Raw genomic sequence first — 24090 nt, 5'->3', positions numbered from 1 at the left:
AGGAGAAACACCATGGCCGAGATCAAGGATCCGGAAAACACCATCCTGATGGAAACCACCAAGGGCAAGGTCGTCATCGCGCTCTTCCCGGATCTGGCCCCCGGCCATGTCGCCCGCATCAAGGAACTGTCGCGCGAAGGCGCCTATGACGGCGTCGTCTTCCACCGCGTCATCCCCGACTTCATGGCCCAGACCGGCGACGTGAAGTTCGGCAAGAAGGGCGGAAGCGACTTCAACCCCGGCCGTGCCGGCATGGGCGGCTCCGACAAGCCGGACCTGAAGGCTGAATTCTCGGCCACCCCGCATGTGCGCGGCACCTGCTCCATGGCTCGCTCGCAGAGCCCGAACTCGGCCAACTCGCAGTTCTTCGTCTGCTTCACCGACGCACCGTGGCTGAACAAGCAGTACTCCGTCTGGGGCCAGGTCATCGAAGGCATGGATATCATCGACCAGATCAAGAAGGGCGAGCCTGTCAGCGATCCCGATTCGATCCTGTCGATGAAGGTTGCCGCCGACGCCTGATCGGCTTACAGCACACGAAGCCCGCCTCGGTGCCTAACACCCGGGCGGGTTTTCGCGTTTAGATCTTCCACCCACACTCTGACAGACAGCGATGCGTGTAGACCTTTTCGACTTCGACCTGCCGGACGACAATATCGCGCTCAGGCCCGCAAGCCCGCGCGACCATGCGCGTTTTCTAATTGTTCGGCCGGATGCAGAGCACGTGCTCGAAGACCGCAAGGTCTTTGATCTGCCGTCTTTCCTGAGGCCGGGGGATGCGCTTGTTTTCAACGACACAAAGGTCATTCCAGCGCAACTCGAAGGCATCCGTCACCGCGACGGAGCCGAGGAGATCGCCGTGTCCTGCACGCTGCATATGAGGGTTGGCACCTCCAGATGGAAAGCCTTTGCCAAGCCCGGCAAGCGCATCAAGCAGGGTGATCGCATCGATTTTGGTGTGGGGCAGGGCGAAGGCGCCGCCTGCCTGACGGGTTCCCTCGTCGCGACCGTCGCCGAAAAGGGCGACGCTGGAGAGATCACCCTCGCCTTTGACCTTTCAGGCCCTGATCTCGATCAGGCGATTGCCACTGTCGGCCATATCCCGCTTCCGCCCTATATCGCCGCCAAGCGGCCGGAAGATGAAAAGGATCGCGCCGACTACCAAACCATCTACGCCCGGGAAGAAGGCGCTGTCGCAGCGCCTACCGCCGGCCTGCATTTCACGCCCGACCTCTTCGCCAAACTCGATGCCGCCGGTGTCGAGCGCCATTTCGTCACGCTGCATGTCGGCGCCGGCACCTTTCTGCCCGTCAAGGCTGATGATACCACCGAGCACAAGATGCACGAGGAGATCGGCTATATCTCGCCGTCGACAGCCGCCGCGCTGAATGCCGTGCGCGCCCGCGGCAACCGCATCATCGCCGTCGGCACCACTTCGCTGCGCCTGCTCGAAAGCGCGGCAGAGGATAACGGCCACATCCCCGCCTGGTCCGGTGCGACCGGCATTTTCATCACGCCCGGCTATCGCTTCAAGGCGGTGGACATGCTGATGACCAATTTCCACCTGCCGAAATCCACGCTCTTCATGCTGGTATCCGCCTTTGCCGGCCTCGACACGATGCGCCAGGCCTATGCCCACGCCATCGAGACCGGCTACCGCTTCTACTCCTATGGCGATTCCAGCCTTCTCTTCCGGAAAGACGACTGACCGATGACCGAGAATTTCACGTTCAATTTGAAGGCCACCAGCGGCAAGGCGCGCCTTGGCGAGATCACCATGCCACGCGGCACGGTCCGCACGCCCGCCTTCATGCCGGTGGGCACCGTCGGCACGGTCAAGGCCATGTATCTCGACCAGGTCAAGGAAGGCGGCGCCGATATCATCCTTGGCAATACCTATCACCTGATGCTGCGCCCCGGCCCGGAACGTGTCGCCCGTCTCGGCGGCCTGCATGAGCTGATCCGCTGGCCGGGTCCGATCCTGACGGACTCCGGCGGCTTCCAGGTCATGTCGCTCTCGGGCCTGCGCAAGCTCGACGAGCAGGGCGTTACCTTCAAGAGCCATGTCGATGGTTCGCTGCACCATATGTCGCCGGAGCGCTCGATCGAGATCCAGGGCCTACTCGACAGCGACATCCAGATGCAGCTCGATGAATGCGTGGCGCTGCCCAACGAGCCGCGCGAGATCGAGCGCGCCATGGAACTGTCGCTGCGCTGGGCCGAGCGTTGCCGCGTCGCCTTCGGCAATCAGCCGGGCAAGGCCATGTTCGGCATCGTCCAAGGCGGGGACCAGCCGGCACTCCGCATCCGCTCGGCGGAAGGCCTGAAACAGCTCGACCTCAAGGGCTATTCCATCGGCGGTCTCGCCGTCGGCGAACCCCAGGCCGTCATGCTCGACATGCTGCGCATCACGCTGCCGGTGCTCCCCACCGAAAAGCCGCGTTACCTGATGGGCGTCGGAACGCCCGACGATATGCTGAAATCGGTGGCCGAAGGCATCGACATGTTCGACTGCGTGATGCCGACCCGCTCCGGCCGCCATGGCCTTGCCTTCACACGCCGCGGCAAGGTCAATATCCGCAATGCCCGCCACGCAGAAGACATGCGCCCGCTGGACGATCAGTCGTCCTGCCCGGCGACCCGCGACTATTCGCGCGCCTATCTGCATCACCTCGTGCGCTCCAACGAAGCGCTCGGCGGCATGCTGCTCTCGTGGAACAACCTCAGCTACTATCAGGAACTGATGCAGGGCATCCGCCAGGCGATCGCGGAAGACCGCTTTGAGGACTTCAAGGCCGAAACGATCGAGATGTGGGCGCGGGGCGATATAGACCCGGTCTGATAAAGGTCAGAACAGGGCGGATACCGCCCACCCATCTGACAGATCAGATACCCTGACTATCGGTCTCGCGCTTGATGCGGACACCGTTGATAGCGAACTGCCCATCGCGCTGGCGCTTCAGCTCGTAATAGACGGCCCAGTCCTTGCCGTCGGGCGCCGAGATCAGCACTTCCTGATAGGCGACGGTTCCGTCGGGTGAGACCTGGTTGCGGCCGAAAGCGTAGTTGCCGGGCCTGTAGACGGGGCCGTAGCTCTTCTTCACCATATCGAAGAAGCGCTCTGCATTGGGAAAGACCGACTTGATCTCCGGCGAGGCGAAAGAATAGGCGGCGGTCGCGTCGTCGTTGAGGAAGGCCGTTATCTGTTGCTCGATCACGTCCTTCGCAAGACCTGCGGCCTCGGTCTTAGCATCCTGCTGGGCAATGGCCGGGGCAGCGAGCAGGCCGGCCGTGAGAAAGAGGGCAACTCCAATCCGCATGCGCATGATCATCCCCTTGTTTCAGGAAGTCCGGAATAAAAGGATAGGCCGATTCGGCGATCCGAAAAGGCCTGATGACAATTTGATGTCGCTCATCGCGATATCGTGAGCAGAGGCGCACGCTTCGCCAGGCCCAAGGCTGGACAAGGTACGCCGAAAACCGCTTTAAAGCAGAACGAATGAGCGCGGTTGCAACGTGGCCGCGAGTAATGCCGACTGCTGAGCGTGAGGAGGAGCCCTGCCATGATCGACGACCTGCTCGACCAGATGACACTCGAGGAACAGGTTGCGCTGCTCGCCGGAGCCGATTTCTGGACAACGGTAGCGGTTGAACGCCTCGGCGTTCCCAAGATCAAAGTCACCGACGGGCCGAACGGCGCCAGGGGCGGGGGATCACTGGTTGGTGGCGTCAAATCCGCCTGCTTCCCTGCAGCCATCGGCATCGGCGCAAGCTGGAATCCGGAGCTGGCGCGCGAGATGGGCGTGGCATTGGCCGAGGAAGCGAAGACGAAGAGTGCCCGCGTACTGCTGGCGCCGACCGTCAATATTCATCGTTCGGGTCTCAACGGCCGCAATTTCGAATGTTACTCCGAAGACCCGATGCTGACCTCGGCCCTCGCGGTCGCCTATATCGAGGGTGTGCAGTCGCAGGGCATCGCCGCCACGATCAAGCATTTCATCGCCAATGACAGCGAAGTCGAACGCCAGACGATGTCGTCCGATCTCGACGAACGTACGCTCCGCGAAATCTATCTGCCGCCCTTCGAGGCGGCGGTGAAACAGTCAGGCGTGTGGGCGATCATGTCCTCCTACAACCGGTTGAACGGTGTCTGGACCAGCGAAAATCACTGGCTGCTGACGGAACTGCTTCGCGAGGAATGGGGCTATGACGGCATCGTCATGTCCGACTGGTTCGGCTCGCACACCACGGAAGCCTCCCTCATCGGCGGGCTCGATCTCGAAATGCCGGGTCCGACGCGCGATCGCGGGGAAAAACTGGTGGCTGCCGTCCGTGAGGGCAGGGTGCCAGCCGAAACCGTCAAGGCTGCCGCCCGCCGCATACTGCTGCTCCTGGAGCGCGTTGGTGCCTTTTCCGATCCCTCGATGCACGAGGAGCAGGCCGTTGACCGGCCGGAGCATCGCGCCCTGATCCGAAAGCTTGGTGCAGAGGGCATGGTTCTCTTGAAGAATGACGGAATCCTGCCGCTCGACAAGGCGGCGCTCGACCGGATCGCCGTGATCGGCCCGAATGCCGCCGAACCACGCGTCATGGGAGGCGGCAGCGCCCAGATCAACGCGCATTACAAGGTGAGCCCGCTCGAGGGCATTCGCACAGCGTTGTCGGGTACCAATCGGGTCATGCATTTGAACGCTTGCCGCAACAATCGCCTGACGCAGATGATCCGCGATGATGTTTCCGTCGAGTTCTTCCAGGGGCGCGAATGGTCCGGCCCGGCTGTTCATCGCGCGACGGCTGAAGAAAGCCAGTTCTTCTGGCTCGACATGCCAGATGACTCGCTCACCCCCCGAGATTTCTCCGCCCGGGTGACTACCCGCTTCCGTCCGGAAGAGACGGGTTCCCATGTCTTCGGCCTCACCAATGCGGGCTTCGCAAAGCTCTATGTCGACGGCGAACTTGTCGTGGATGGCGAGACCGGCTGGGCGAAGGGCGACAATTTCTTCGGCCTCGGGAATACCGAAGTGCGGGTCGAAAAGCCGCTCGAAGCCGGCCGCAGCTACGAGATCCGCGTCGATTACCGCGCCATGCCCGAGGGTTATGAGGGCATCGAGATCCGTGCCGTGCGCTTCGGCGTGGAACTCCCGACATCGGATGCGGCGATCGCAGAAGCCGTGGAACAGGCCATGGCCTGCGATGTGGCCGTACTGGTCGTCGGCCGGGAAGGGGAGTGGGATACCGAAGGTCTCGATCTGCCGGACATGCGCCTGCCGGGTCGCCAGGAGGAGCTGATCGAGAAGGTCGCAGCGGTCAATCCGCGCACCGTTGTCGTCCTCCAGACCGGCGGCCCGGTCGAAATGCCATGGCTCGACAAGGTCTCGGCCGTCATCGAGGCCTGGTATCCGGGCCAGGAAGCGGGCAATGCGATTGCCGATGTGCTCTTTGGCGATGCCGAACCTGGCGGGCGCCTGCCGCAGACCTTTCCGCAGCGTCTTTCCGACAATTCCGCCATGACAGGCGATCCCCGAACGTATCCGGGCGAAAACGGCCATGTCGTTTACACGGAAGGCCTCGCTGTCGGCTATCGCCACCACGATGCGGATGGCGAAAAGCCGCTCTTCCCCTTCGGTTATGGCCTCTCCTATACCAGCTTCGAATGGTCCGCGCCGCGCGCGTCAAGCCTCGACATGGGGCCTGCGGGCGTTGCCATCGAACTGGATGTGACGAACATCGGCGACCGGGCAGGGGCCGAATTGGTCCAGCTCTATGTCAAGCCGAAGGCGTCGCGCCTGCCGCGTCCGGTGAAGGAACTCAAGGCCTTCGCCAAGCTGCATATCGCCGCCGGCGAGACGGCTACAGCACGGCTCACCCTTGCAGTCCGCGACCTCGCTTACTTCGATCCGCAAGCGCGCGCCTGGATCGCCGAGTCCGGCGAATACGAGCTCGTCATTGCCGCCAATGCCGAGGATATCCGCGCCACGCTGCCGCTGACATTGCCCAGCGAGTGGCGGGAAGGGGTCTCCGCCTCGCCTTTGCCCGCCGTTATCGACTGACACGCTGCGGCGGAGGTTTCCCGACCTCCACCGTCTCTTGCCGTGCCGTGAAATTCGATTAGAAGGCTATCATGTCTTCTAAACCGCAGCGGATCCTCTGAGCATGCGCCTCTTCCTCGGATCCGATTTTCACGTCGATTACCGTCAGAACCTCGACTGGCTGCGAGCACTGTCCCGCGCCGATTTCACCGATGACGTGCTCATCGTCGCCGGCGATCTCTCGGACGAACTCGATCTCGTCAAAGCCTGTTTCGACGAACTCGTGCCGCGCTATCGCAAACTGCTTTTTATGCCCGGCAATCACGATCTCTGGACGGCAAGAAGCGGGAAGGGCCCATCCTTCGAGAAATTCGAAACGCTGAATGCGCTCTGCCACGATTACGGCATCGAAACCCGACCGGTGGCCTTCGGCAAGACCCTGATCGTGCCTTTGCTCGCCTGGTATGATTATTCCTTCGGCGAGCCCGGACCGACCATCCGTCGCGGCTGGATGGATTTCTACAAATGCAACTGGGACGGCCTCACACCCGCCGAGGTCGCGGCCCGTTTCGACGCCATGAATGTGATCCCTGACACATCGGGCTTCGACTCGGTCTATAGTGTCTCGCATTTCGTGCCGCGCATCGACCTGATGCCGGCGCGTTATCCCGAGAAGCACAAGGCGCTGTTTCCGGTGCTCGGCACAGACCGCCTGGAGCGCCGCATTCGTTCGCTTGGATCCTCGAAGCATTTCTATGGACACAGCCATCTGAACCGCAACAAGGAGATCGATGGCGTCACCTACATCAACAATGCCTTCGGCTATCCCAAGGAAACCGAGATCTCGGCCAAGACCATCCTGCAGGTCGCTGATCTCTAAGCAAGGGGAAGCGCCAGACCGAGCACATCAACCACACAAACAATGTGGCGGAAGAGTTCAAATGTCATCACCGGCGCAAAGTCAAAATGTCCGCAGCAGCGACCACACAGCACCACGACCAGCCCCGATCTGAGCGGCAGACCCGCTTGCAAGATCTGATCGGGGCGGGTGGGGCACTCCACTTCGGCTTTAGCTTTGAGACGCGTGATCGACACGTCACTCCGCAGCGTCCTGCCGAGACAGAGCCTTCATCCGTCTCGCAATCACCGCCGGATCATTCGTGAAATCCGTCCGCCGGCCAGGCTTGCCTATGCGCTTGACGTAACCATTCTTGTCGCTGTTGCTCTTCACCTTCGGCTTCTCATCCTCTTCCTGGCGCTCCCTGATATAGGCCAACACGTCGCCAAGCCGCTTGTTCTCGGTGATCGCCGCATGCGTCACGCGCTGCTCCTTGTCGAACACCGTGTAGGGCAGGGAATGGCCTTTCCAGCGAATGTCCAGCCGACCGTCGGCATAGGCATAGGTCTCGACATATTTGCCAACCAGACCACGCGTTACGTCGCTCTCCTCCAGCATGATCCGCTTGCGCTCGAACGAAAACGTCAGTTGCAATCCGACATAGCGCTGCTCGCGCTTGCACAGGATCTCCGTCAACCGATCCGGCGCCAGATTCAGCGGCCGGTGCAGGTCTTCCGAACGGGCAGGGGTGACCGCAAAGCGCGCATTGTAGTCCTCTATGAACACAGGCAGAAAAGCATTGCCCGCCTCCATAGTGGCGATCCCTGCCAGCCGCAGTTCCTTGACCAACCGATCCTGCAGCGTCCGGTTCATCCGCTCAACTCGACCTTTTGCTTGGCTCGAGTTTGCACAAAGAATCTCAATATTTAACTCGCAAAGCGCACGCCCGAACTGCGTCATGCCCTGGCCACCTTTGGCATCCTTCTTCGCCACCCGGAACACCGAATGCTTGTCCGAATAAAAGGCAATCGGTGCGCCGTGACGCTTGAGATAGAGCTCCAGCGCCTCGAAGTAGGTGAAGGCACTTTCCGAGCGCACGAAGCGTAATTGCATCAAACTGCCCGTCGCATCGTCGACGAACACCAGCAGCGAGCAGGGCGGTCCGCGATCCTCGAACCAGCGATGCTCGGACCCGTCAATCTGCACGAGCTCTCCATAAGCCTCACGCCGTAGCCGCGGCTGATGGAATGTCCGACGCTGCTTGCGCGACAACCAGAGGCCAGCATCCACCATCCAACCGCGCACCGTCTCGCGCGAAACACGCAAGCCATCACGCTCAGTCAGCTTCTCGGCTGCCAGTGTCGGACCGAAATCCCCATAACATTCCCGAACCAGCGTCATCGCATAATCGCGAACCCCGTCATCGATCCGATTGTTTGAGGGCCGGCCGATCGCCTTGTGCCGGATCGATGCCGCGCCGCCAGTCCGAATACGCTCCAGCAGCCGGCGTACCTGACGCTCGCTCAGGTCAAGCACATGTGCCGCTGACACCGTGGTCATCCGCCCGGCAACCACTTTCGACAGAACCTCGATCCGCTGCAGATCGCGCTCGCTCATCGCTATCAATCCCATCTGCAATCTCCCAGGCATCCTTCAGAGCCGGGAAGTGTGACATTCCAACTTTGCAGAAACAGGACATTCTAACTTTGCGGCTACAAACAAAGATCGCATAAGATAGATTATGGAACCTAAGTGCATATAGTGGTGCGGCCTAGACTGGCCACAATGCGTCGAATATCGCCGCCTCGCAGCAAATTCGGTTTCTCAGGAAACTTAGATATCCAATTCAAATTCAATGACAAACTGATCGTAGCCCGGCTCGACATGCGGCGGCGTCTCGCCCATCACCGTCTGGTAGTCGAGCGGCGTATGCATATGGGTCAGAACCGCGTGTTTGGGCGCCAGACGCTCGATCCAGCCAAGTGCCTGTTCGAGCGACAGATGGCTCGGATGCGGTCGGTACTGCAGCGCGTCGATGTAAAGCAGATCGAGGCCGGAGAGCTTGGCGACGGTTTCCTCGGGAAAATCGGAGACATCGCAGCAATAGGCCACGTCACCGATCCTCAAGCCCAGCGAGATGATGTCGCCATGCTGTTGGACGAGCGGCACGAGTTCGATCGGTCCGCCGGCGCCATCAATGACGATCGCCTTGTCCATGTCCTCGACGATGACAGGTGCAACGATCGGCGGATAGCTGCTGCCGGGCGGCGTCTTCAGGCAATAGCCGAAACCTTCCTCGATCCGGGCCATGGTGAACGGCTCCGCATAGATCGGGATGCGGTTTCTCTGCGTGATGAAATAGCCTCTGATATCGTCGATGCCATGCAGATGATCGGCATGGGCATGGCTGTAGACGACGGCATCGAGATGCTCGACTTTGGCGCGGATCATCTGCTCGCGAAAATCCGGGCCGGTATCAACGACGACAGTCGTCTTGCCGCCATCGGGTCCGATCTGTTCGATCAGGAAGGATGCGCGGGTCCGGCGGTTGCGCGGATTGTTGGGGTCGCAGTTGCCCCAGTCGCCATTGATCCTGGGCACGCCGGGAGACGAGGAGCAACCGAGCAGCGTGAACCGGCGCGTGACCTGCATCAGGGTTCCCTCAGCCCAGCCTGGGCATCTTCGAGAAGCAGCGGAAGGCGTTCTCTGTCGTCACATCTGCCATCTCCGCGTAGCTCACGCCTTTGACCTCGGCCAGCACCTCGGCCGTGTTGACCACATAGGACGGTTCGTTGCGTTTTCCACGCCAGCGCTTCGGCGCCAAATACGGCGCGTCCGTCTCGACCAACAGCCGGTCCATCGGTACAGTTTTTGCGATCTCGCGCAGCTCTTCCGACTTCGGGAAGGTCACGATGCCGGAGAAGGAGACGTAACCGCCGAGCGCCACGCCGGTATCGGCCAGCGCCTGGCCGGACGAGAAGCAGTGCAGAATGAAAGGGAAGGCGCCCTTCCCTGTTTCTTCGGTCAGAATAGCAGCCATGTCCTCGTCGGCGCTGCGGCTGTGGATGACGAGCGGCAGGCCCGTGCGCCGCGCCGCCTCGATATGGCGGATCAGACCGGTCTTCTGGTCCTCGGGCTTCTGCGTGTCGTAGAAATAGTCGAGCCCGGCCTCGCCGATCGCCACGATCTTCTCGTGGCTGTCCGCAAGCCGCACCAGCTCATCTGCCGTCACATCCAGTTCGTCGCCGGCATTGTTCGGATGCGTACCGACCGAGCAGAAGACGCTCGGATAACGTTCCGTCAGCGCCAGCAGCGTGTCCAGCTTGCGAACCCGCGTCGAGATCGTCACCATTTGGCTGACGCCGGCCTGATGGGCGCGCGTGACCAGTTCGTCACGCTCGCTGTCGAAATCGGCGAAGTCCAGATGGCAATGGGTATCGATCAGCATCGTCTCACGCCTTGCCCGCGTCCGGAGCGACGTAGCGCGGATAGACCGGTGACGGTGCCGGCAGTTCCGTGCCCGGCTGCAGACGTCCTGCAGCACCGAGCTTGGCAAACACACGATCTTCCTCGGCTACGGCAACCAGATCGAGGATCTTCGCCGAGGTTTCCGGCATGATCGGCTGGAAGAGGATCGCGATCTGGCGCACAACGTCCGCCGTCACGTAAAGCACCGTGCCCATGCGCGCCTCGTCGGTCTTCTTGAGAACCCAAGGTGCCTGGGCCGCGAAATAGCGGTCGGCCTCGTTGACGATGTTGATGATCGCAGCGACCGCCTTGTGGATCTGCTGCTTGCCCATCTCCTCGCGGCAGATGTCGATCGCCTCGTCGGCGATCTTCAGGATCGCCTCGTCTTCTGCGGTGAGCGGACCGGGTGTCGGCACCCTGCCCTCGCAGTTCTTGTTGATCATGGACAGCGAGCGCGAGGCCAGATTGCCGATGCCATTGGCGAGATCGGCATTGATGCGTGTCCCAATGCCCTCTTCCGAATAGCTGCCATCCTGGCCGAAGGAGACTTCGCGCAGGAAGAAGTAGCGGACCTGGTCGAGGCCGAAATGGTTCACGAGGTTCACCGGATCGACGACATTGCCAAGCGACTTCGACATCTTCTCGCCCTTGTTGAGCAGGAAGCCGTGGGCATAGACCCGCTTCGGCAAAGGCAGACCCGCCGACATCAGGAAGGCCGGCCAGTAGACGGCGTGAAAGCGGATGATGTCCTTGCCGATGATATGCACGTCGGCCGGCCAGTATTTGGCGCGCGGGCCGTTCTGATCTTCGACATAACCGGTCGCGGTGATGTAATTGGTGAGCGCATCGACCCAGACATACATCACGTGCTTGTCATCACCAGGCACCTTGATGCCCCAGTCGAAGGTGGTGCGCGAGATCGACAGATCCTTGAGGCCCGACTTTACGAAGGAAATGACCTCGTTGCGGCGCTCGTTCGGACCGATAAAGTCGGGCTGGTCCTCGTAGAGCTTCAGAAGCTTGTCTTCATAGGCGGACAGCTTGAAGAAATAGCTTTCCTCCTCCACCCATTCGACCGGCGTGCCCTGCGGACCGTAGCGCACGCCATCGGGCCGCACTTCGGTTTCCTCTTCCTGGTAATAGGCCTCGTCGCGCACCGAATACCAGCCGGCATAGCCGCCCTTGTAGATGTCGCCATTCTTCTCCATCCGGCGCCAGACTTCCTGCACCGTCTCGTGATGGCGCTTTTCGGTCGTGCGGATGAAGTCGTCATTCGAGGAATTGAGCAGCTTGCCCATCGCGCGGAATTCGTTGGAATTGCGCTCGGCAAGTTCCTCCGGCGAAATGCCCTCGGCGCGTGCCGTCTGCTGCATCTTCTGCCCGTGTTCGTCCGTGCCCGTCAGGAAGAACACATCCCGGCCGTCGAGCCGCTGAAACCGCGCCATGGCGTCGGTCGCGATCAGCTCATAGGCATGGCCGATATGCGGCTTGCCGTTCGGATAGGAGATGGCAGTCGTGATGTAGAAGGGATCGCTCATGGCTTCTTGTTGTCTTTTCGTCGGTTGCGATTGTCGTGTGCTGTTGTCTCGGCGCCTGACCATGGCGGCGCGGAGCGGCCAGCCATGAACGGCGAAAACAATTGGGGTCGAACGCTCTTAAAACATTCCTCTGGCTTTAGGAACATCCGTTTTGCTGCAGCGCCGTGAAGACGGGGCGTTGCCCGTCAGCGCACGATGGCCGACAGTACGTCGAGCATGGTCTGCTTGCGATCGAGATTGTAGGCCGAGGCAATGCCGAGCTGCTGATTGATGACAGACGAAAGCCGCGCATAGTGCTCGGCGCCGGAGAGATCGCCTGCCAGTGCTAGGCTTCTCGCGGTCCCGGCCAAGTGGTCTCCCAGGTGTTCGACGAAGAAGCCGAAGGCCACCTCGCTGTCCTTGCCCGAAAGCGCATCGGCGATCTTGAACATCATCTTGCGCTGCGCGGGGCCGGATGCAGCCAGCATCTGCTCAAAGGCTTCGAGAATATCGGCGCCACCGTAATTGACGAGCTTCAGCGCGCGGGCAACGCTGCCCTTGGCGAGCGTCAGCACGGCTTCCCGCTTTTCGGCCGGGATCGTGAGCCCCAGTTGCCCGAGCGCCTGATCCATCGCCTGCGGCGGTAGTTCGTGCAGCCGGAGCGGCAGGCAACGCGAGCGAATGGTCGGCAAGAGCTTTCCTGGCGCGTGGGAGAGCACCAGGAACATCGCCCGTTTCGGCGGCTCTTCGAGGATCTTCAGGATCGCATTGGCCGCATTGCGGTTGAGGTCGTCGGCCGGGTCGATGATCACGATGCGCCAGTTTCCCGTGCCCGAGGTCTGGGCGAAGAAATGCCCGGCCTTGCGAACCTCGTCGACGGTGATCGCGGTCTTGACCCGTCCGGTCTTTTCATCGACCGGCCGCGACAGGTGCAGAAGGTTGTGACTTGCGCCGGAAGCAAGCTGGCGGGTGACCGGATGCTCGGGATCCGGATCCGAAATCACCTCCGGTGCACTTGCCGGGTCGGGATGGCGCAGGATGTGATTGGCGAAACGGAAGGCAAGCGTCGCCTTGCCGATACCTTCCGGTCCTTCGATCAGGATGGCGTGGTGGCCCTTGCCCGAGCGGTAGCTGCGCGCCAGGAAAGCCTCTGCGGCTTCGTGACCGAAAAGATGCCGATTGCTGACGGGTGCAATCGCCCCGTCAAGAAGCCCCGCCCTCTCCTCGCTCATGAGCGCGCCGCCTGTCCGCCGTCGCCGGGCGTCGCCGCCTTGCGCGTTATGACCTGCAATACCTCCGACAGAATACCGCTGGCGATCCGGGTCTGGTCGAGCGACGCATCGATCACGCGGCAGCGTTCCGGTTCTCGGCTGGCAATATCGAGGAACCCCTGCCTGCGCTTCTCGTGGATCTCGAGCTTTTCTTTTTCGAAGCGGTCGGGGGCGGCAGTTGCGGCCTCCTCCCCTGCCCGTTTGCGGGCACGTTGCAGGCCGACATCGGCTGACAAGTCCAGCACCAGCGTTACATCGGGCATGGTGGTGCCGATCGACACGCGCTCGAGGGCGGCCATCAGCAGCGGCTCGATATTGCCGGTGACACCCTGATAGACGCGGGAGGAATCGACGAAGCGGTCGCAGAGCACGATATCGCCGCGGGCGAGCGCTGGCCGGATCACGCAATCCAGATGATCGGCACGGGCGGCGGCAAACAGGAGCGCTTCCATACGCACACCGAAGGCTTCGGCCGCACCAGACAGGAGCACATGGCGGAGGGCCTCCGCACCCGGCGATCCGCCCGGCTCGCGGGTGGTGATGACCGTGTGGCCCTTTGCGCGCAGGTTTTCGGCCAGCAGGCGGATCTGGGTCGATTTCCCGGCCCCCTCGCCTCCCTCGAAACTCACGAACAGTCCGCGCGCCGTCGCCAATGCCTTGCCTATTTCCCGCTTGAAGCGTTTCAGAACCTGCCCCTTGGGCTCGCCTACGGCTCTAAACCAAGATGGCAGCCTGCGAAACCGCTGATGACCTGGAGGCTCCAAATTTTCCGTCAGATCCAGAAAAACAAGAGCTCGATCAAGGCATCCCAGGCTCGCTGACTGAGCGTTCCGACTTCGACGGCTTCGGCACTCTTCAAGGGCACACTGACCAGCGGTCGATCGCCGGAAAAGACGTTGAGCGTCGCGATCTCGGCGTCGGCTGCGAGGGGGGGATTGAGCGGCCAGCGATAGATCATGCGCGCCTGCAGACGTTCCGGATTGTTGACGGGGACATAAACTTCCACTGGCTGCGCGGCGACCAACGGGACCTTGGACTGCGCCCCGCCATAAACGCTCGCCTCGCCGATGATCTCGCCGGTCTGGAACAGAGTGCGCATCTCGAAGTTGTCAAAACCCCAGCTCAGCAAACGCCGCGCCTCTTCGGCCCGCTCCTTGTCGGTCGCAACGCCGCTCAGCCCCAGAAACAGCCGCCGCCCGTCGCGCTCCATCGAGGCGACTATGGCAAAGCCGCTGCCCTCGGCGAAGCCGGTCCCAAGCCCATCGGCGCCAAAGGACAGAAGCGGATTGCGGTTGCGCTGCAGGATCTTGTTCCACTCGAATTCCGGCAGGCCGAAGGTCTGGTAGAGATCGGGATAGGTCGCGACCAGGTGGCGCGACAGCTTGACCAAGTCATAGAGTGTCGAGCGGTTGTCCGGATGGGGCAGACCGGTGGCATTGCCGAAACGAGTGTCGGCAAGGCCGAGTTCAGCCGCCCGCGCATTCATCCGTTCGACGAACTTCGCCTCCGATCCTGCCATGCCCTCGGCAATGATCAGGCAGCCGTCATTGGCGGTCTGCACCGCGATGCCCCTGATGAGATCGGCCACCGGCACCTGGCTTTTGACGGCCGCAAACATTGTCGAGGTGCGGGACGGCGCGCCGCCTGTGCGCCAGGCATATTCCGAAACCGGGTAAATCGTATCCGGTCTGATTTCGCTCTTGTTGAGCGCATCGAAGACCACTTCCAGCGTCATCAGCTTGGCAAGCGAAGCCGGCGCAAAACTTTGTCGCTCGTTCTTGGCGAGGAGAACCGTGCCAGTCGACGCCTCGACCAAATAGGCTTGTGCCGCTTTGGTTTCGATCAACTGCGGTGTCGGAACGGCTTGCGCCCGTGCGGTGCTCGTGATGGACCCGTTTGGCGACAGCAATGCCAGCAGCAGGACGGCGGAGAGGATAAGACGCATGTTCACACTTCGGCTGGCCGGCTCAACAGTGATGCGCCTTTTCCACCGCGGTCGCAGCGGGTTCAGCGCCCGCTGGAGAGCGTGATCCCGCCCTTTGCGACCGAGGCGAGAATCGAACGCTCGGTGAGGCCGTCATTGCGCACGAGAATAGCCTCGAAGGCAAGCGCGCCGGCTTTCGGACTCACCGGCGCATAGGCTGCCGCATAGCCGGACCCGTCATAGCCATCGACATGATGGGGACGCGCCATCGGCATTGGGCCAAAGTCAGGAAGGGCCGCGAAGCTTTCGCCTGAAACCACGGCACCCGGGGCGGCTGCGCCCACCTGCATCAGCACCTGCGCATCGAGCGTCTCAGGTGCAGCACTGTTGCTCGGTGTCGAGCCACTGAGTGCCGTCTGGTAGACCGGATCGACGGTCGGTCGGAACTGCGGCGTTGCGACATCGTTGGACGCGACCATGACGCCGGATGCGATCTGACCGCCCGGATCGATGACCGGTCCGCGCTCGCCCTTGCGGATGTAAGATGCCATCAGATAGGGCATATCATGGCCGTCCATACGTGCAGGTCCAATGTATTGCACCCGCACTTCTCCGGTTCCGCTGTGCTTCATATCGAGCATGTCAGCCGTCTTGCGCGAGAGATCGATGATTCGTCCCTTGTGAAACGGACCGCGATCATTGATGCGCACGACAACCGAGCTGCCGGTGTTGAGATTGGTAACGCGCGCATAGCTCGGCAGAGGCAGTGTCGGATGGGCGGCTGACAGATGCTCCTTGTCGTAGAGCTCTCCATTGGCGGTCAACCGGCCATGGAAGGCATCGCCGTACCAGGAGGCAACCCCCACCTTGTCGTAGCGTGGGTTTTCCTTGGGAACGAAGGTCTTCCCCTTCACGACATAAGGCTTGCCGACCATATAGCGGCCGCCGCCCTTCGGGACCGGACCACTCGCGACAAGCCTCGGGCTCGCCTTCACGCCATAGACCGACTCGGCAAAATATTCCTTCGAGCGCTTCGGCTTTTCGGCCGTGTCTTTTGTCGTCGAACAGGAGGCGGTGAAGGCACAAAGAACCGCCAGCGCCAGCCACTTCCCGGAATTGGCCACAAGGCCGCGCGTCGTCAGATGCATGTGTCCCACTTCAGATCGCGGGCGCTGATCATCCACGCCCTGTCTAGGAGGCCCCCATGCCTCCGCTCACTTGCGCGCAATGTAGGCTGTGCAAAAATGGCCAAAATGGGAAAAGTCACAATTTGAGCGGTCGATCCGGCCCAGAACCTGCAAACGTAGTTAACGGATTATTGATGCCAGATCGACTCACGTTGCCATAGGCCCCAGGCGAAACGCGGAGAAGGTGGAACAATTCCGTCTGCGACACCCTTGCCAAATCCTACAGCTTTGCGCATAACGCAGCCGTCCGGATGGGTGTCCGAGTGGTTTAAGGAACCGGTCTTGAAAACCGGCGTGCGGGAGACCGTACCGTGGGTTCGAATCCCACCCCATCCGCCAACATTAAGATCAAATTTCTAAATTGATTGATTTTCTGGCAGGTCGAAAGTTCTGGCCCGTCATGCGGCCGGCTACATACAACTTTCGCCAAACGAACACGGGAACCTGCGGATAGCAGGGGAGCCTCAGGAAAACCCGGCATTTTCGGAGCCTCCGGAGAGGTGAGACCAAGTTCAGCAGCAGAGGCATGGTTGATTGGTTTCCGCTGGGCGAAGACCTGGAGACTATCGTCACCGAATGGGTGCGGAAGCTCAGATCATTGGGCGCGGACGATGATGCCCCTCTCGTTCCGAAGCCCCCGTTCAAGTGCACTCTTGCAAGCCCAAGGCCTTCCCGTGTGCAGAAAGCGTCTCCGGGATAGCGCCTGAATAGCGGTCGATAAAACCATCCTCGCCCTCACACCCTTGGACGCCGAGCAAACGTTGCTCCAGGGCTATCCAGATGCCAGCTGACAGCGGTGTGACGGCCGTCATTGCCCCAGCCCCAATACTCGCATTAAGAGCATTCACGGCATAAAGTCGCGATCGATACAATTTCAACATACAACCTATCATTTGCGAGATTACCCTAGTCGAGACCTTTGTGAGCACGGGGCAAACAATTTGAGAAAAGTGCAGACCATTCTCGAAAACCCTATTTTTGGGATGTCGCGGCTGTTTGGGCGCTCTCGCGTTCGCAGATATCAGTCGCCACCATGTTTGTTCTTTCGCGTCTTAGCCGCACTCGCATTTGGAGAAAGGGCGAGTGGATTGAAGCCGGTCAGGTGCAATCATGCGGTGTCGGCCATTCTGTTGGTATTGCTATTCTCATCCGCATCCTCAGCCAACGAACAACCCAGCAGAGAAGACGCACCGGCTTCTCTAACGAACAGCCGCGAAGTCCAACAGTTTGATGATTGGCAGTTGCGTTGCGCATCTCCGCCTCAATCTTCCATGGGGGACAAGCCAGCGGCTCCAATTTGCGAGATCGGCCAACCCCTGATGATCGAGGTGGACGGCAAGCCGGTCGAACTGCTGAACCTCGCGGTCACCAGAGCGAGTGACAAGGCTGGTGACGCCAAGTGGGCGATGGTCGTGCTCACGCCGCTCGACGTTCAGCTGAATGCAGACTTCGGCCTAGCCATCGGCACAGCAGAACCCGTCCTCTTGCGGTATCGCAACTGCAACCGTCTGGGCTGCTTCGTGCTTGCGCCTCTTGATGATCGTCGCATTCGGCAGATGGAGCGGGCCGCATCGGGCGCGGTGTATTTTCGTCTTCTCGACGGCAAGGCCGTAAAGGTCAACTTCTCCCTGAAGGGTTTTACCAAGGCAATGGACGCCCTGTCTTCTGGCGTGACGCCGGGTGATGCAGCGAAAGACGGCCAGGCGCCTCGCGCCTTGCAGTCGGGAGATGGCGGGCATTGAAGCGCTTTTTCGGTCGTCATATGGCGGAAGAATTCAAGGTCGCATCCGTGGTAGCCGCTGTCACGCTGGCAGTCCAGCCAAGCCTGGCACATGCACAGAGCGCAGTCGATGGCGCGATCCGGCAGGCTGAGCAGATTGACCGTTTCCAGTCGCAACAGGAGAGACTGCGCGAAGACGAGCTATTGCGCCAGACAAGGCAGGCCCCCAGTGGCGAGGGAGCCGTAGCGCCGCTCGCCGCAAGCTCGTCATCCGGCGAGGCCTGTATAGAGGTCAACAGGATTGCCGTGTCCGGGGTATCCCTCATCCCGGCGTCCAGAATTTCCCAGACACTGAGCCGGTGGGAGGGGCGCTGCCTTGGCCTTGCCGAGTTGAACAGTGCGCTGGAAGCGATCACTTTCCTCTATGTCGATAGAGGCTATGTCTCTTCGCGCGCTTACCTCCCCGAGCAGGATCTTGCCGACGGCTCGCTCGATATTCTTGTGATCGAGGGGAAGCTTGAGACGATCGCGCTCAATGGCAGGCAACCAGCCGATCCTCAGATCGCAACCGCTTTTCCCGGATTGCCCGGCAAGACCGTGAACTTGCGGGATATCGAGCAGGGTCTCGATCAGATCAATCGACTTCGCTCCAACAAGGCGACGATCGCGCTCGCTGCAGGAAGGGCGCAGGGCGGATCCGTGCTCGACGTGAAGGTCGAGAAGACTCGTCCCTGGCACTTCAGTATGTCATCCGACAATCTGGGCAGTCTTTCCACCGGCAGGTACCAGACGCGCGCCGACTTTGGCGCCGACAATATCCTGGGTCTCAACGACGAATGGCAGATCGGGTATCAGCGCTCGATGGAGCGCCATCCGTTGCGGTTTGGCGCTGCACGCCCGAACGGCAACTCGCTGACCGGCTCGGTGTCCATTCCCTACGGCTACTGGACCTTTGGCCTCAATGCCTCGTGGAGCGACTACCGATCATCGATCACAGGTCTGGTTTCGCAGATTGAAACCTCAGGTGGATCCCTCTCTTTCGCGCCGTTCGTTACGCGTATTCTCCACCGGGATCAGATATCGAAAACCTGGCTCACAGGTCGGCTCACCTGGAAAGAAAACGAGAATTTCGTTCTGGGCAGCAAGGTCGATGTCTCTAGTCGTGTCCTGTCGGTGGCTACTCTGGAGCTTGGGCATTCCCGACAGCTGTTGGGCGGTCAGGCAAGCGGAAGCCTCGGCTACCATCGCGGCCTCAAGATGCTCGGAGCCTTCGATGATTCATCTGCCGCCGAAGGATCACCGAAGGGTCAATTCGAGAAGCTGTCTGCGTCCCTGGGCTATCAACGCGCTTTCGACCTCGGCGCAACGGCTATGATATTCAGCAGCAATTTGTCCGGCCAATGGAGCCCGGATGATGTGTTCGGGTCCGAACAGATATCAGCCGGCGGCTATTCCACGGTGCGCGGCGTCCGCGAGGCGGTGCTTTATGCCGATACCGGCATCGTCATGCGCAACGAGCTATCCCTGCTCTTGCCGGGCTTTGGCGATGGTCGAGCGGTAGAGGTGCTCGGCCGCCTGGAGCCCTATGCGGCCATCGACCTCGGTCACACGGTTTCAGACGCCAGCGGCAACAGTCTGGGTGGCAATCTGGTCGGCGCTGCTGTCGGCCTTCGCAATCGCGGCGGTCGGATCAATTTCGATGTTTCCTATTCCGACATTCTGTCCATGCCCGACTTGCCGAGCGGCTCAGTGCCCTCAAGCGGTCTGGTTCAGGCACGGATGTCGATTTCTTTTTGAGGAGAGTGCGAGTGTCCAGTTCCCTTTATGCCAGCAGACTGCATTCTTCGTTCGGATTGCTCACCCTCCTTTTGCTTCTGAGCGTCCTAGCGGGCTGTGTGCAGACCAAGAAGCTCTCCGCGACACAAGGCGAGTTCGCGGGACGGTCGATGAGCTTTGTAGATAATCCCGCCCTGCCGATGGTGGTCGGGAATGACGACGACGTCGCAACCCAGGCTGCTTTGCCCGTCGGTCTGGGACTTGCCGTCAGCATGTTGGATGTGGGCCTCAAGGCTTCGACCGGCATGTACGAGAAGGCATTTCTGATCCCAAAGCCAATCGTCGATCCATCCGAGATCGTGGAGCAGGAATTGGCTGCAACGCTGCGATCTTCGTACGGACTGGTTCGTCAGGAGGATCTCCGCGTGCCCTTGAAGCCTGCGAACCCGGATGCCTCATGGCCTGACCAGGCTCGGGTTTCAGCCATTGTCGCCTTTGCCAAGGCGAACGGCCATTCCGGGATGATCGTAGACGTCGCAATGACGCGTCTCAGCGCCAAAACGCATGGACATGGCCTTTCCCTCGGCGGTCCCAAAGTGCAGTTCGAATTGGTCGTAAACTTCGCGATCATCGACGCGGCAAGCGGCAAACTTGTGGCGTCCACCTACTGCGTCACGCCGCCGAACGCGGCACGTCACAGCCTCGATACCGTCCTGAACGGAGGACCGGAATTCGTTGATCGTGCCGTGAGCGGGATCGCACGCGCCTGCGCCGATAGGATTCGCAAGAACGTATTGCCCGCTCGCTGAACATTGAACCCGCCTAGGGTTTCTTCTTGACTGGCGCAAGCCATTGAAAGTCTATCGGTTTTTTTTAAGAGGCTATCGGATATGAAGTTGATTTCCGGACAGACATTTTCCGTACCGTTCCATATCAACCGAATTGACCTCGGGGCTCTCGGCCGCAAATCCCTCGCGGTGACCATGAGCGTGGTCATCACGTTGCAGCCGCTTCTGGTCAAGGCGCAGGAAATCAGGGCGGATCAGACGGCAAGCACTGCCAACCAGCCGCTGATCGGTGCGGCCGCAAACGGTGTGCCGCTGGTCAACATTGTCACTCCGAATGCGAGTGGCTTGTCGCATAACAAATACGGCGAATTCAACGTCGGGACACCAGGCGTGATCCTGAACAACTCCGCACAGGATCTGGCCCGCTCCCAGCTTGGCGGCCTGGTGCAGGGCAATACCAATCTCCGCAATTCCGGGCCTGCCAGCGTCATTCTCAACGAGGTGACCGGCGGCAATCGCTCGGTTCTGCAGGGCGCGGTCGAGGTACACGGTACTGCAGCAAACGTCATCATCGCCAATCCCAACGGACTGACCTGCGACGGCTGCGGTTTCATCAATTCGCCGCGCGTGACGCTTTCCACCGGCTCACCCGAATTCGGGGCCGACGGGTCACTCTCCGGCCTTCGCGTTCAGGGCGGCGATGTCCGCATCGGGGCTGGCGGTGCCGATCTCGGTTCGGTAAACGTCTTCGATATCGTTTCCCGCAAGATTGCGATTGATGGTCCGGTGAGGGCTGGCAACGCCCTCAATCTCGTCGCCGGCGCCAATTCCTATGCCTATCAGAGCGGGCTGATCACGCCCCTGCCCTCGGATGGCGAAGAGCCGGCCATCGCGATCGACTCCTCCCTGATGGGCGGCATGTATGCGGGCAGCATCAAGATCATCTCCACCGACAGGGGCGCCGGCGTCAACATGGCCGGCCAGATGGCGGCCAATGCCGGCGCCATGACGCTGAGTGCTGATGGCAAGCTGACCCTCGGCAAGGCGCAGGCCAGGGGAACGATATCAGCCCGTTCGGTCAATCAGGCGGTGCAGGTCGGAAGCACATTGTTCTCTGACGACGCCATCCTGTTGGAGGGTTTGACAGCTGTCGAACTCGCTGACCAGGCTATGGTCGTCACCCGGGGTGATGCCAGCCTCAAGGCGCAGACGGTGAAACTTGGTGCCGACGCGCTGGTCGCCTCCGGAGCCGACACAGCTGGGCAACAGGTGGCGGCGGGCAAGATCAGCATCGACGCATCGACACTCCATGCCGGCAGGGGCCAGATTGCCGCGGGTGCCTTGTTGTCGATCAGGGCGGGAACGATCGATCTCTCGCGCGGCCAGGACAGCGTCAGGGACAGTCTGCGCTCTCTCTCCGCAATCGAGATCGAGGCCGCACGCATCGATGCGCCGAATGGCCGGATCAAGGCGGGCGGCAATCTCAGCATCAAGGGCGGCGCCCTACTGACACTGACGTCAGGAACCTATCTAGCCGGTGGCGGATTGCTCGTCGAAGCCGCAAGTCTCACTTCGAGTGCCAGCCTTGCTGCCATGTCCACGGCCCGCGTCGAGACGCTCTCCGGCGATCTGAACCAGGCCGGCAGTGTTGCAGGCGACGCAGGCACGACACTCGTATCGGCGGCCGATCTGGTCAATTCGGGCAGGATCCTGTCCAAAGACAAGGCGACGCTCTCGGCGGCAGCTCAGCTGCAGAACACCGGCACGGGTCTGGTGGTCGCCAATGCTGGCGTGACCTTGTCGGCGGGTTCGCTTGCCAATACGGGCTCCATCGGCGCCCAGGGCGACGCGCTGGACGTGACCATCCAACACGTTTTGTCGAATGGCGGAACCCTGTCCAGCGCGACATCCGCCACCATCCTCGCCGGCACGGAGTTCAGCAATTCCGGCAACATCTCGGTTGAAGATGCACTGACCCTGCAGGCGTCCAGCGGAACAGTGACCAATAGCGGCACCATCAATGCCGGCTCGGCGGGCATTGGGGCCGCAAACCTTGTGAACCTCGGTGCGCTCACAGCCCATGATCACGATGTCGTCTTGAGCCTTTCCGGCAACCTGGAGAATACCGGCACAATCTCTGCCGAGGAACAGATCAAGCTCGATGTCGATGGCAATGTCATCACATCCGGCCGTATCGTCTCGGAAGGTGCACTCAGCCTGCAGGCCCGCAACGCAGTCGCCGCAGGTGCCCTGACGGTCCAGGCCGGCGGCGTCGTCATTGGTGGAAGCGCGCTGACGCTGAAGGCTGCGTCGTTGACCAATGCGGGCGCCGTCGGCTCCGCGCGGGGAGAGCTCGTTGCGCAATTGACCGGCCATCTTACCAATACCGGCCTCCTCTATTCCGGCACCTCATCCACCTACAAGCTCGACGGCAGTGTCACCAACATCAACGGTGACATGCTCGCCGAGACGGATCTCGTCATCGAAGGCCTCACCGGCACGCGTGCCGGCGCCCTCGACAACCGCTCCGGCACAATCGAAGCCATTGCCGGCAATATGGTGCTCGACGTCGCCTCGCTCACCAATCGCCGGGAGGGCCTTGCCGCCACGGTTGATACCACCTCAAACACAACCACCTCAGGCGCCACAACGACCACTGTCGTGACGCGGCGCGAGACCGCATCGGCCAATGGTCCGGCAGCACAGATACTCGCAGGCGGCGATATCAAGATCGATACGGGTGCTCTGACCAACAGCTACAGCCAGATCGCCGCAAATGGTGACATCGACATCCTCGCGACCTCCATCCTCAACGAGGGCCGCGACCTGATCGAGACGGTCGACACCACGGCGGTGACCCAGCATTCAGAGCGCTACTGCGCCCGTAGGGTCTTCGGTGTCTGCATCGACCGCGATACCCGCTACTGGACCACGACGGACTCGAGCACATCGTCACGCACCTATGACAGCGTGTTCGGCACCATCCAGGCCGGTGGCGCACTCAATGCCAATGTCACCGGTTATCTGACAAACAATGCCGTGCGTGCCCAGGCCGCCCAGATTGGCCTCTCCTCGGGAAGCCGCGCGCTGACGCCTGCCGACATCGCATCCGCCTCGGCGGTCCAGACCCTTGCAGACCTCACCGCGTTGAATGTCAGCATCGACGGACTGCTCGGACGCCAGGCCCTGTTCCGGCCGGCAACGGCGCCGAACATGCCCTTCCTCATCGAGACCCGCAGCGACTTCATCGATCCCTCGAAATTCCTCGGTTCGGACTATTTCCTTAAGCTCATCGGCGGTTATGACCCCAACCTGCCCCTGAAGCGGCTCGGCGACGCCTACGTCGAATACCGGCTGATCCGCGACCAGATCTTCAATCAGACCGGCAGCCGCACGCTCGGTTCGGGGCTTGACCCACGCCAACTGATGCAGGCGCTTTATGATGGCGGCGTCAACGCCCAGCAGTCGCTCGGGCTTTCCTTCGGCATTGCGCTCTCGCCCTCGCAGATCGCAGCACTGACCCAGGACATCGTCTGGCTCGAAAAGCAGATCGTCCAGGGCCAGGAAGTTTT

Annotated in this window: 19 protein-coding genes and 1 tRNA gene; 10 read left to right on the top strand and 10 right to left on the bottom strand. The window is 61.1% G+C overall.

Annotation, left to right across the window (positions count from 1 at the left end):
* Positions 1–12: 12 nt before the first annotated feature.
* The 3 genes from BW978_RS22395 (at position 13) to tgt (ending at position 2842) form a co-directional block, all read left to right on the top strand.
* Complete coding sequence (locus BW978_RS22395; RefSeq protein WP_076398347.1) at positions 13–522, top strand: peptidylprolyl isomerase; 510 nt, start codon at positions 13–15, stop codon at positions 520–522.
* Positions 523–613: 91 nt separating this feature from the next.
* Positions 614–1708: a tRNA preQ1(34) S-adenosylmethionine ribosyltransferase-isomerase QueA gene (gene queA / locus BW978_RS22390; RefSeq protein ID WP_076398345.1), complete on the top strand. Its 1095-nt coding sequence runs from the start codon at positions 614–616 to the stop codon at positions 1706–1708.
* Between the two features lie 3 nt (positions 1709–1711).
* Positions 1712–2842 (top strand): tRNA guanosine(34) transglycosylase Tgt, encoded by a 1131-nt coding sequence (gene tgt, locus BW978_RS22385; protein ID WP_076398343.1) that lies wholly within the window; start codon positions 1712–1714, stop codon positions 2840–2842.
* 43 nt (positions 2843–2885) lie between these two features.
* On the opposite strand, the gene BW978_RS22380 is transcribed toward tgt, so the two are convergent.
* Positions 2886–3326: a DUF4864 domain-containing protein gene (locus tag BW978_RS22380; protein WP_244552032.1), complete on the bottom strand. Its 441-nt coding sequence runs from the start codon at positions 3324–3326 to the stop codon at positions 2886–2888.
* A 237-nt stretch (positions 3327–3563) separates the two neighbouring features.
* Here BW978_RS22380 and BW978_RS22375 point away from each other — a divergent pair, with 237 nt between their 5' ends.
* Positions 3564–6050 carry a glycoside hydrolase family 3 C-terminal domain-containing protein gene (locus BW978_RS22375; RefSeq protein ID WP_076398341.1) on the top strand — a complete coding sequence of 829 codons (2487 nt, stop codon included), beginning with the start codon at positions 3564–3566 and terminating at the stop codon, positions 6048–6050.
* Between the two features lie 103 nt (positions 6051–6153).
* Complete coding sequence (locus BW978_RS22370; RefSeq protein ID WP_076398338.1) at positions 6154–6909, top strand: metallophosphoesterase; 756 nt, start codon at positions 6154–6156, stop codon at positions 6907–6909.
* On the opposite strand, the gene BW978_RS23425 is transcribed toward BW978_RS22370, so the two are convergent.
* The 9 genes from BW978_RS23425 to BW978_RS22330 form a co-directional block, all read right to left on the bottom strand.
* Positions 6906–7124, bottom strand: a complete 219-nt coding sequence (locus BW978_RS23425; RefSeq protein ID WP_139330639.1) for a hypothetical protein — start codon at positions 7122–7124, stop codon at positions 6906–6908. The genes BW978_RS22370 and BW978_RS23425 overlap by 4 nt on opposite strands.
* A 1-nt stretch (position 7125) precedes the next feature.
* A complete protein-coding gene (locus BW978_RS22365; protein ID WP_076398335.1) occupies positions 7126–8499 on the bottom strand; it encodes an ISNCY family transposase in 1374 nt (457 codons plus the stop codon).
* A 201-nt stretch (positions 8500–8700) separates the two neighbouring features.
* Positions 8701–9519, bottom strand: a complete 819-nt coding sequence (locus tag BW978_RS22360) for an MBL fold metallo-hydrolase (RefSeq protein WP_076398332.1) — start codon at positions 9517–9519, stop codon at positions 8701–8703.
* Between the two features lie 10 nt (positions 9520–9529).
* Positions 9530–10315 (bottom strand): TatD family hydrolase, encoded by a 786-nt coding sequence (locus tag BW978_RS22355; RefSeq protein WP_076398329.1) that lies wholly within the window; start codon positions 10313–10315, stop codon positions 9530–9532.
* Between the two features lie 4 nt (positions 10316–10319).
* Complete coding sequence (metG, locus tag BW978_RS22350) at positions 10320–11936, bottom strand: methionine--tRNA ligase (RefSeq protein ID WP_280173605.1); 1617 nt, start codon at positions 11934–11936, stop codon at positions 10320–10322.
* Positions 11937–12058: 122 nt separating this feature from the next.
* A complete protein-coding gene (locus tag BW978_RS22345) occupies positions 12059–13084 on the bottom strand; it encodes a DNA polymerase III subunit delta' (protein ID WP_076398324.1) in 1026 nt (341 codons plus the stop codon).
* A complete protein-coding gene (tmk, locus tag BW978_RS22340) occupies positions 13081–13776 on the bottom strand; it encodes a dTMP kinase (protein ID WP_076398322.1) in 696 nt (231 codons plus the stop codon). The genes BW978_RS22345 and tmk overlap by 4 nt, the downstream gene beginning before the upstream one ends.
* Positions 13777–13895: 119 nt before the next feature.
* Complete coding sequence (locus tag BW978_RS22335; RefSeq protein ID WP_076398320.1) at positions 13896–15068, bottom strand: D-alanyl-D-alanine carboxypeptidase family protein; 1173 nt, start codon at positions 15066–15068, stop codon at positions 13896–13898.
* 62 nt (positions 15069–15130) lie between these two features.
* The gene (locus BW978_RS22330) at positions 15131–16195 is read right to left on the bottom strand and encodes a septal ring lytic transglycosylase RlpA family protein (RefSeq protein WP_076398317.1); all 1065 of its coding nucleotides are present in this window, start codon (positions 16193–16195) and stop codon (positions 15131–15133) included.
* Between the two features lie 288 nt (positions 16196–16483).
* Here BW978_RS22330 and BW978_RS22325 point away from each other — a divergent pair.
* The 5 genes from BW978_RS22325 to BW978_RS22300 form a co-directional block, all read left to right on the top strand.
* Positions 16484–16573, top strand: a tRNA-Ser gene (locus BW978_RS22325).
* A 776-nt stretch (positions 16574–17349) separates the two neighbouring features.
* Entirely contained in the window at positions 17350–17976 is a 627-nt protein-coding gene (locus tag BW978_RS23200) for an invasion associated locus B family protein (RefSeq protein ID WP_175616929.1), read from the top strand.
* On the top strand, positions 17973–19751 hold the full coding sequence (locus BW978_RS22310) for a ShlB/FhaC/HecB family hemolysin secretion/activation protein (RefSeq protein WP_083697682.1): 1779 nt from the start codon (positions 17973–17975) through the stop codon (positions 19749–19751). The genes BW978_RS23200 and BW978_RS22310 overlap by 4 nt, the downstream gene beginning before the upstream one ends.
* A 149-nt stretch (positions 19752–19900) precedes the next feature.
* Positions 19901–20539: a hypothetical protein gene (locus tag BW978_RS22305; RefSeq protein WP_139330637.1), complete on the top strand. Its 639-nt coding sequence runs from the start codon at positions 19901–19903 to the stop codon at positions 20537–20539.
* A gap of 81 nt (positions 20540–20620) precedes the next feature.
* On the top strand, positions 20621–24090 hold a 3470-nt coding region (locus BW978_RS22300), incomplete at its 3' end, for a two-partner secretion domain-containing protein (protein ID WP_139330636.1).

Origin of the sequence: Rhizobium sp. RU33A (assembly GCF_900156055.1) — a bacterium.
GTDB lineage: Bacteria > Pseudomonadota > Alphaproteobacteria > Rhizobiales > Rhizobiaceae > Allorhizobium.
Note: the sequence above shows the minus strand (reverse complement) of the source record. Positions and strands in the feature narration are given on the sequence as shown.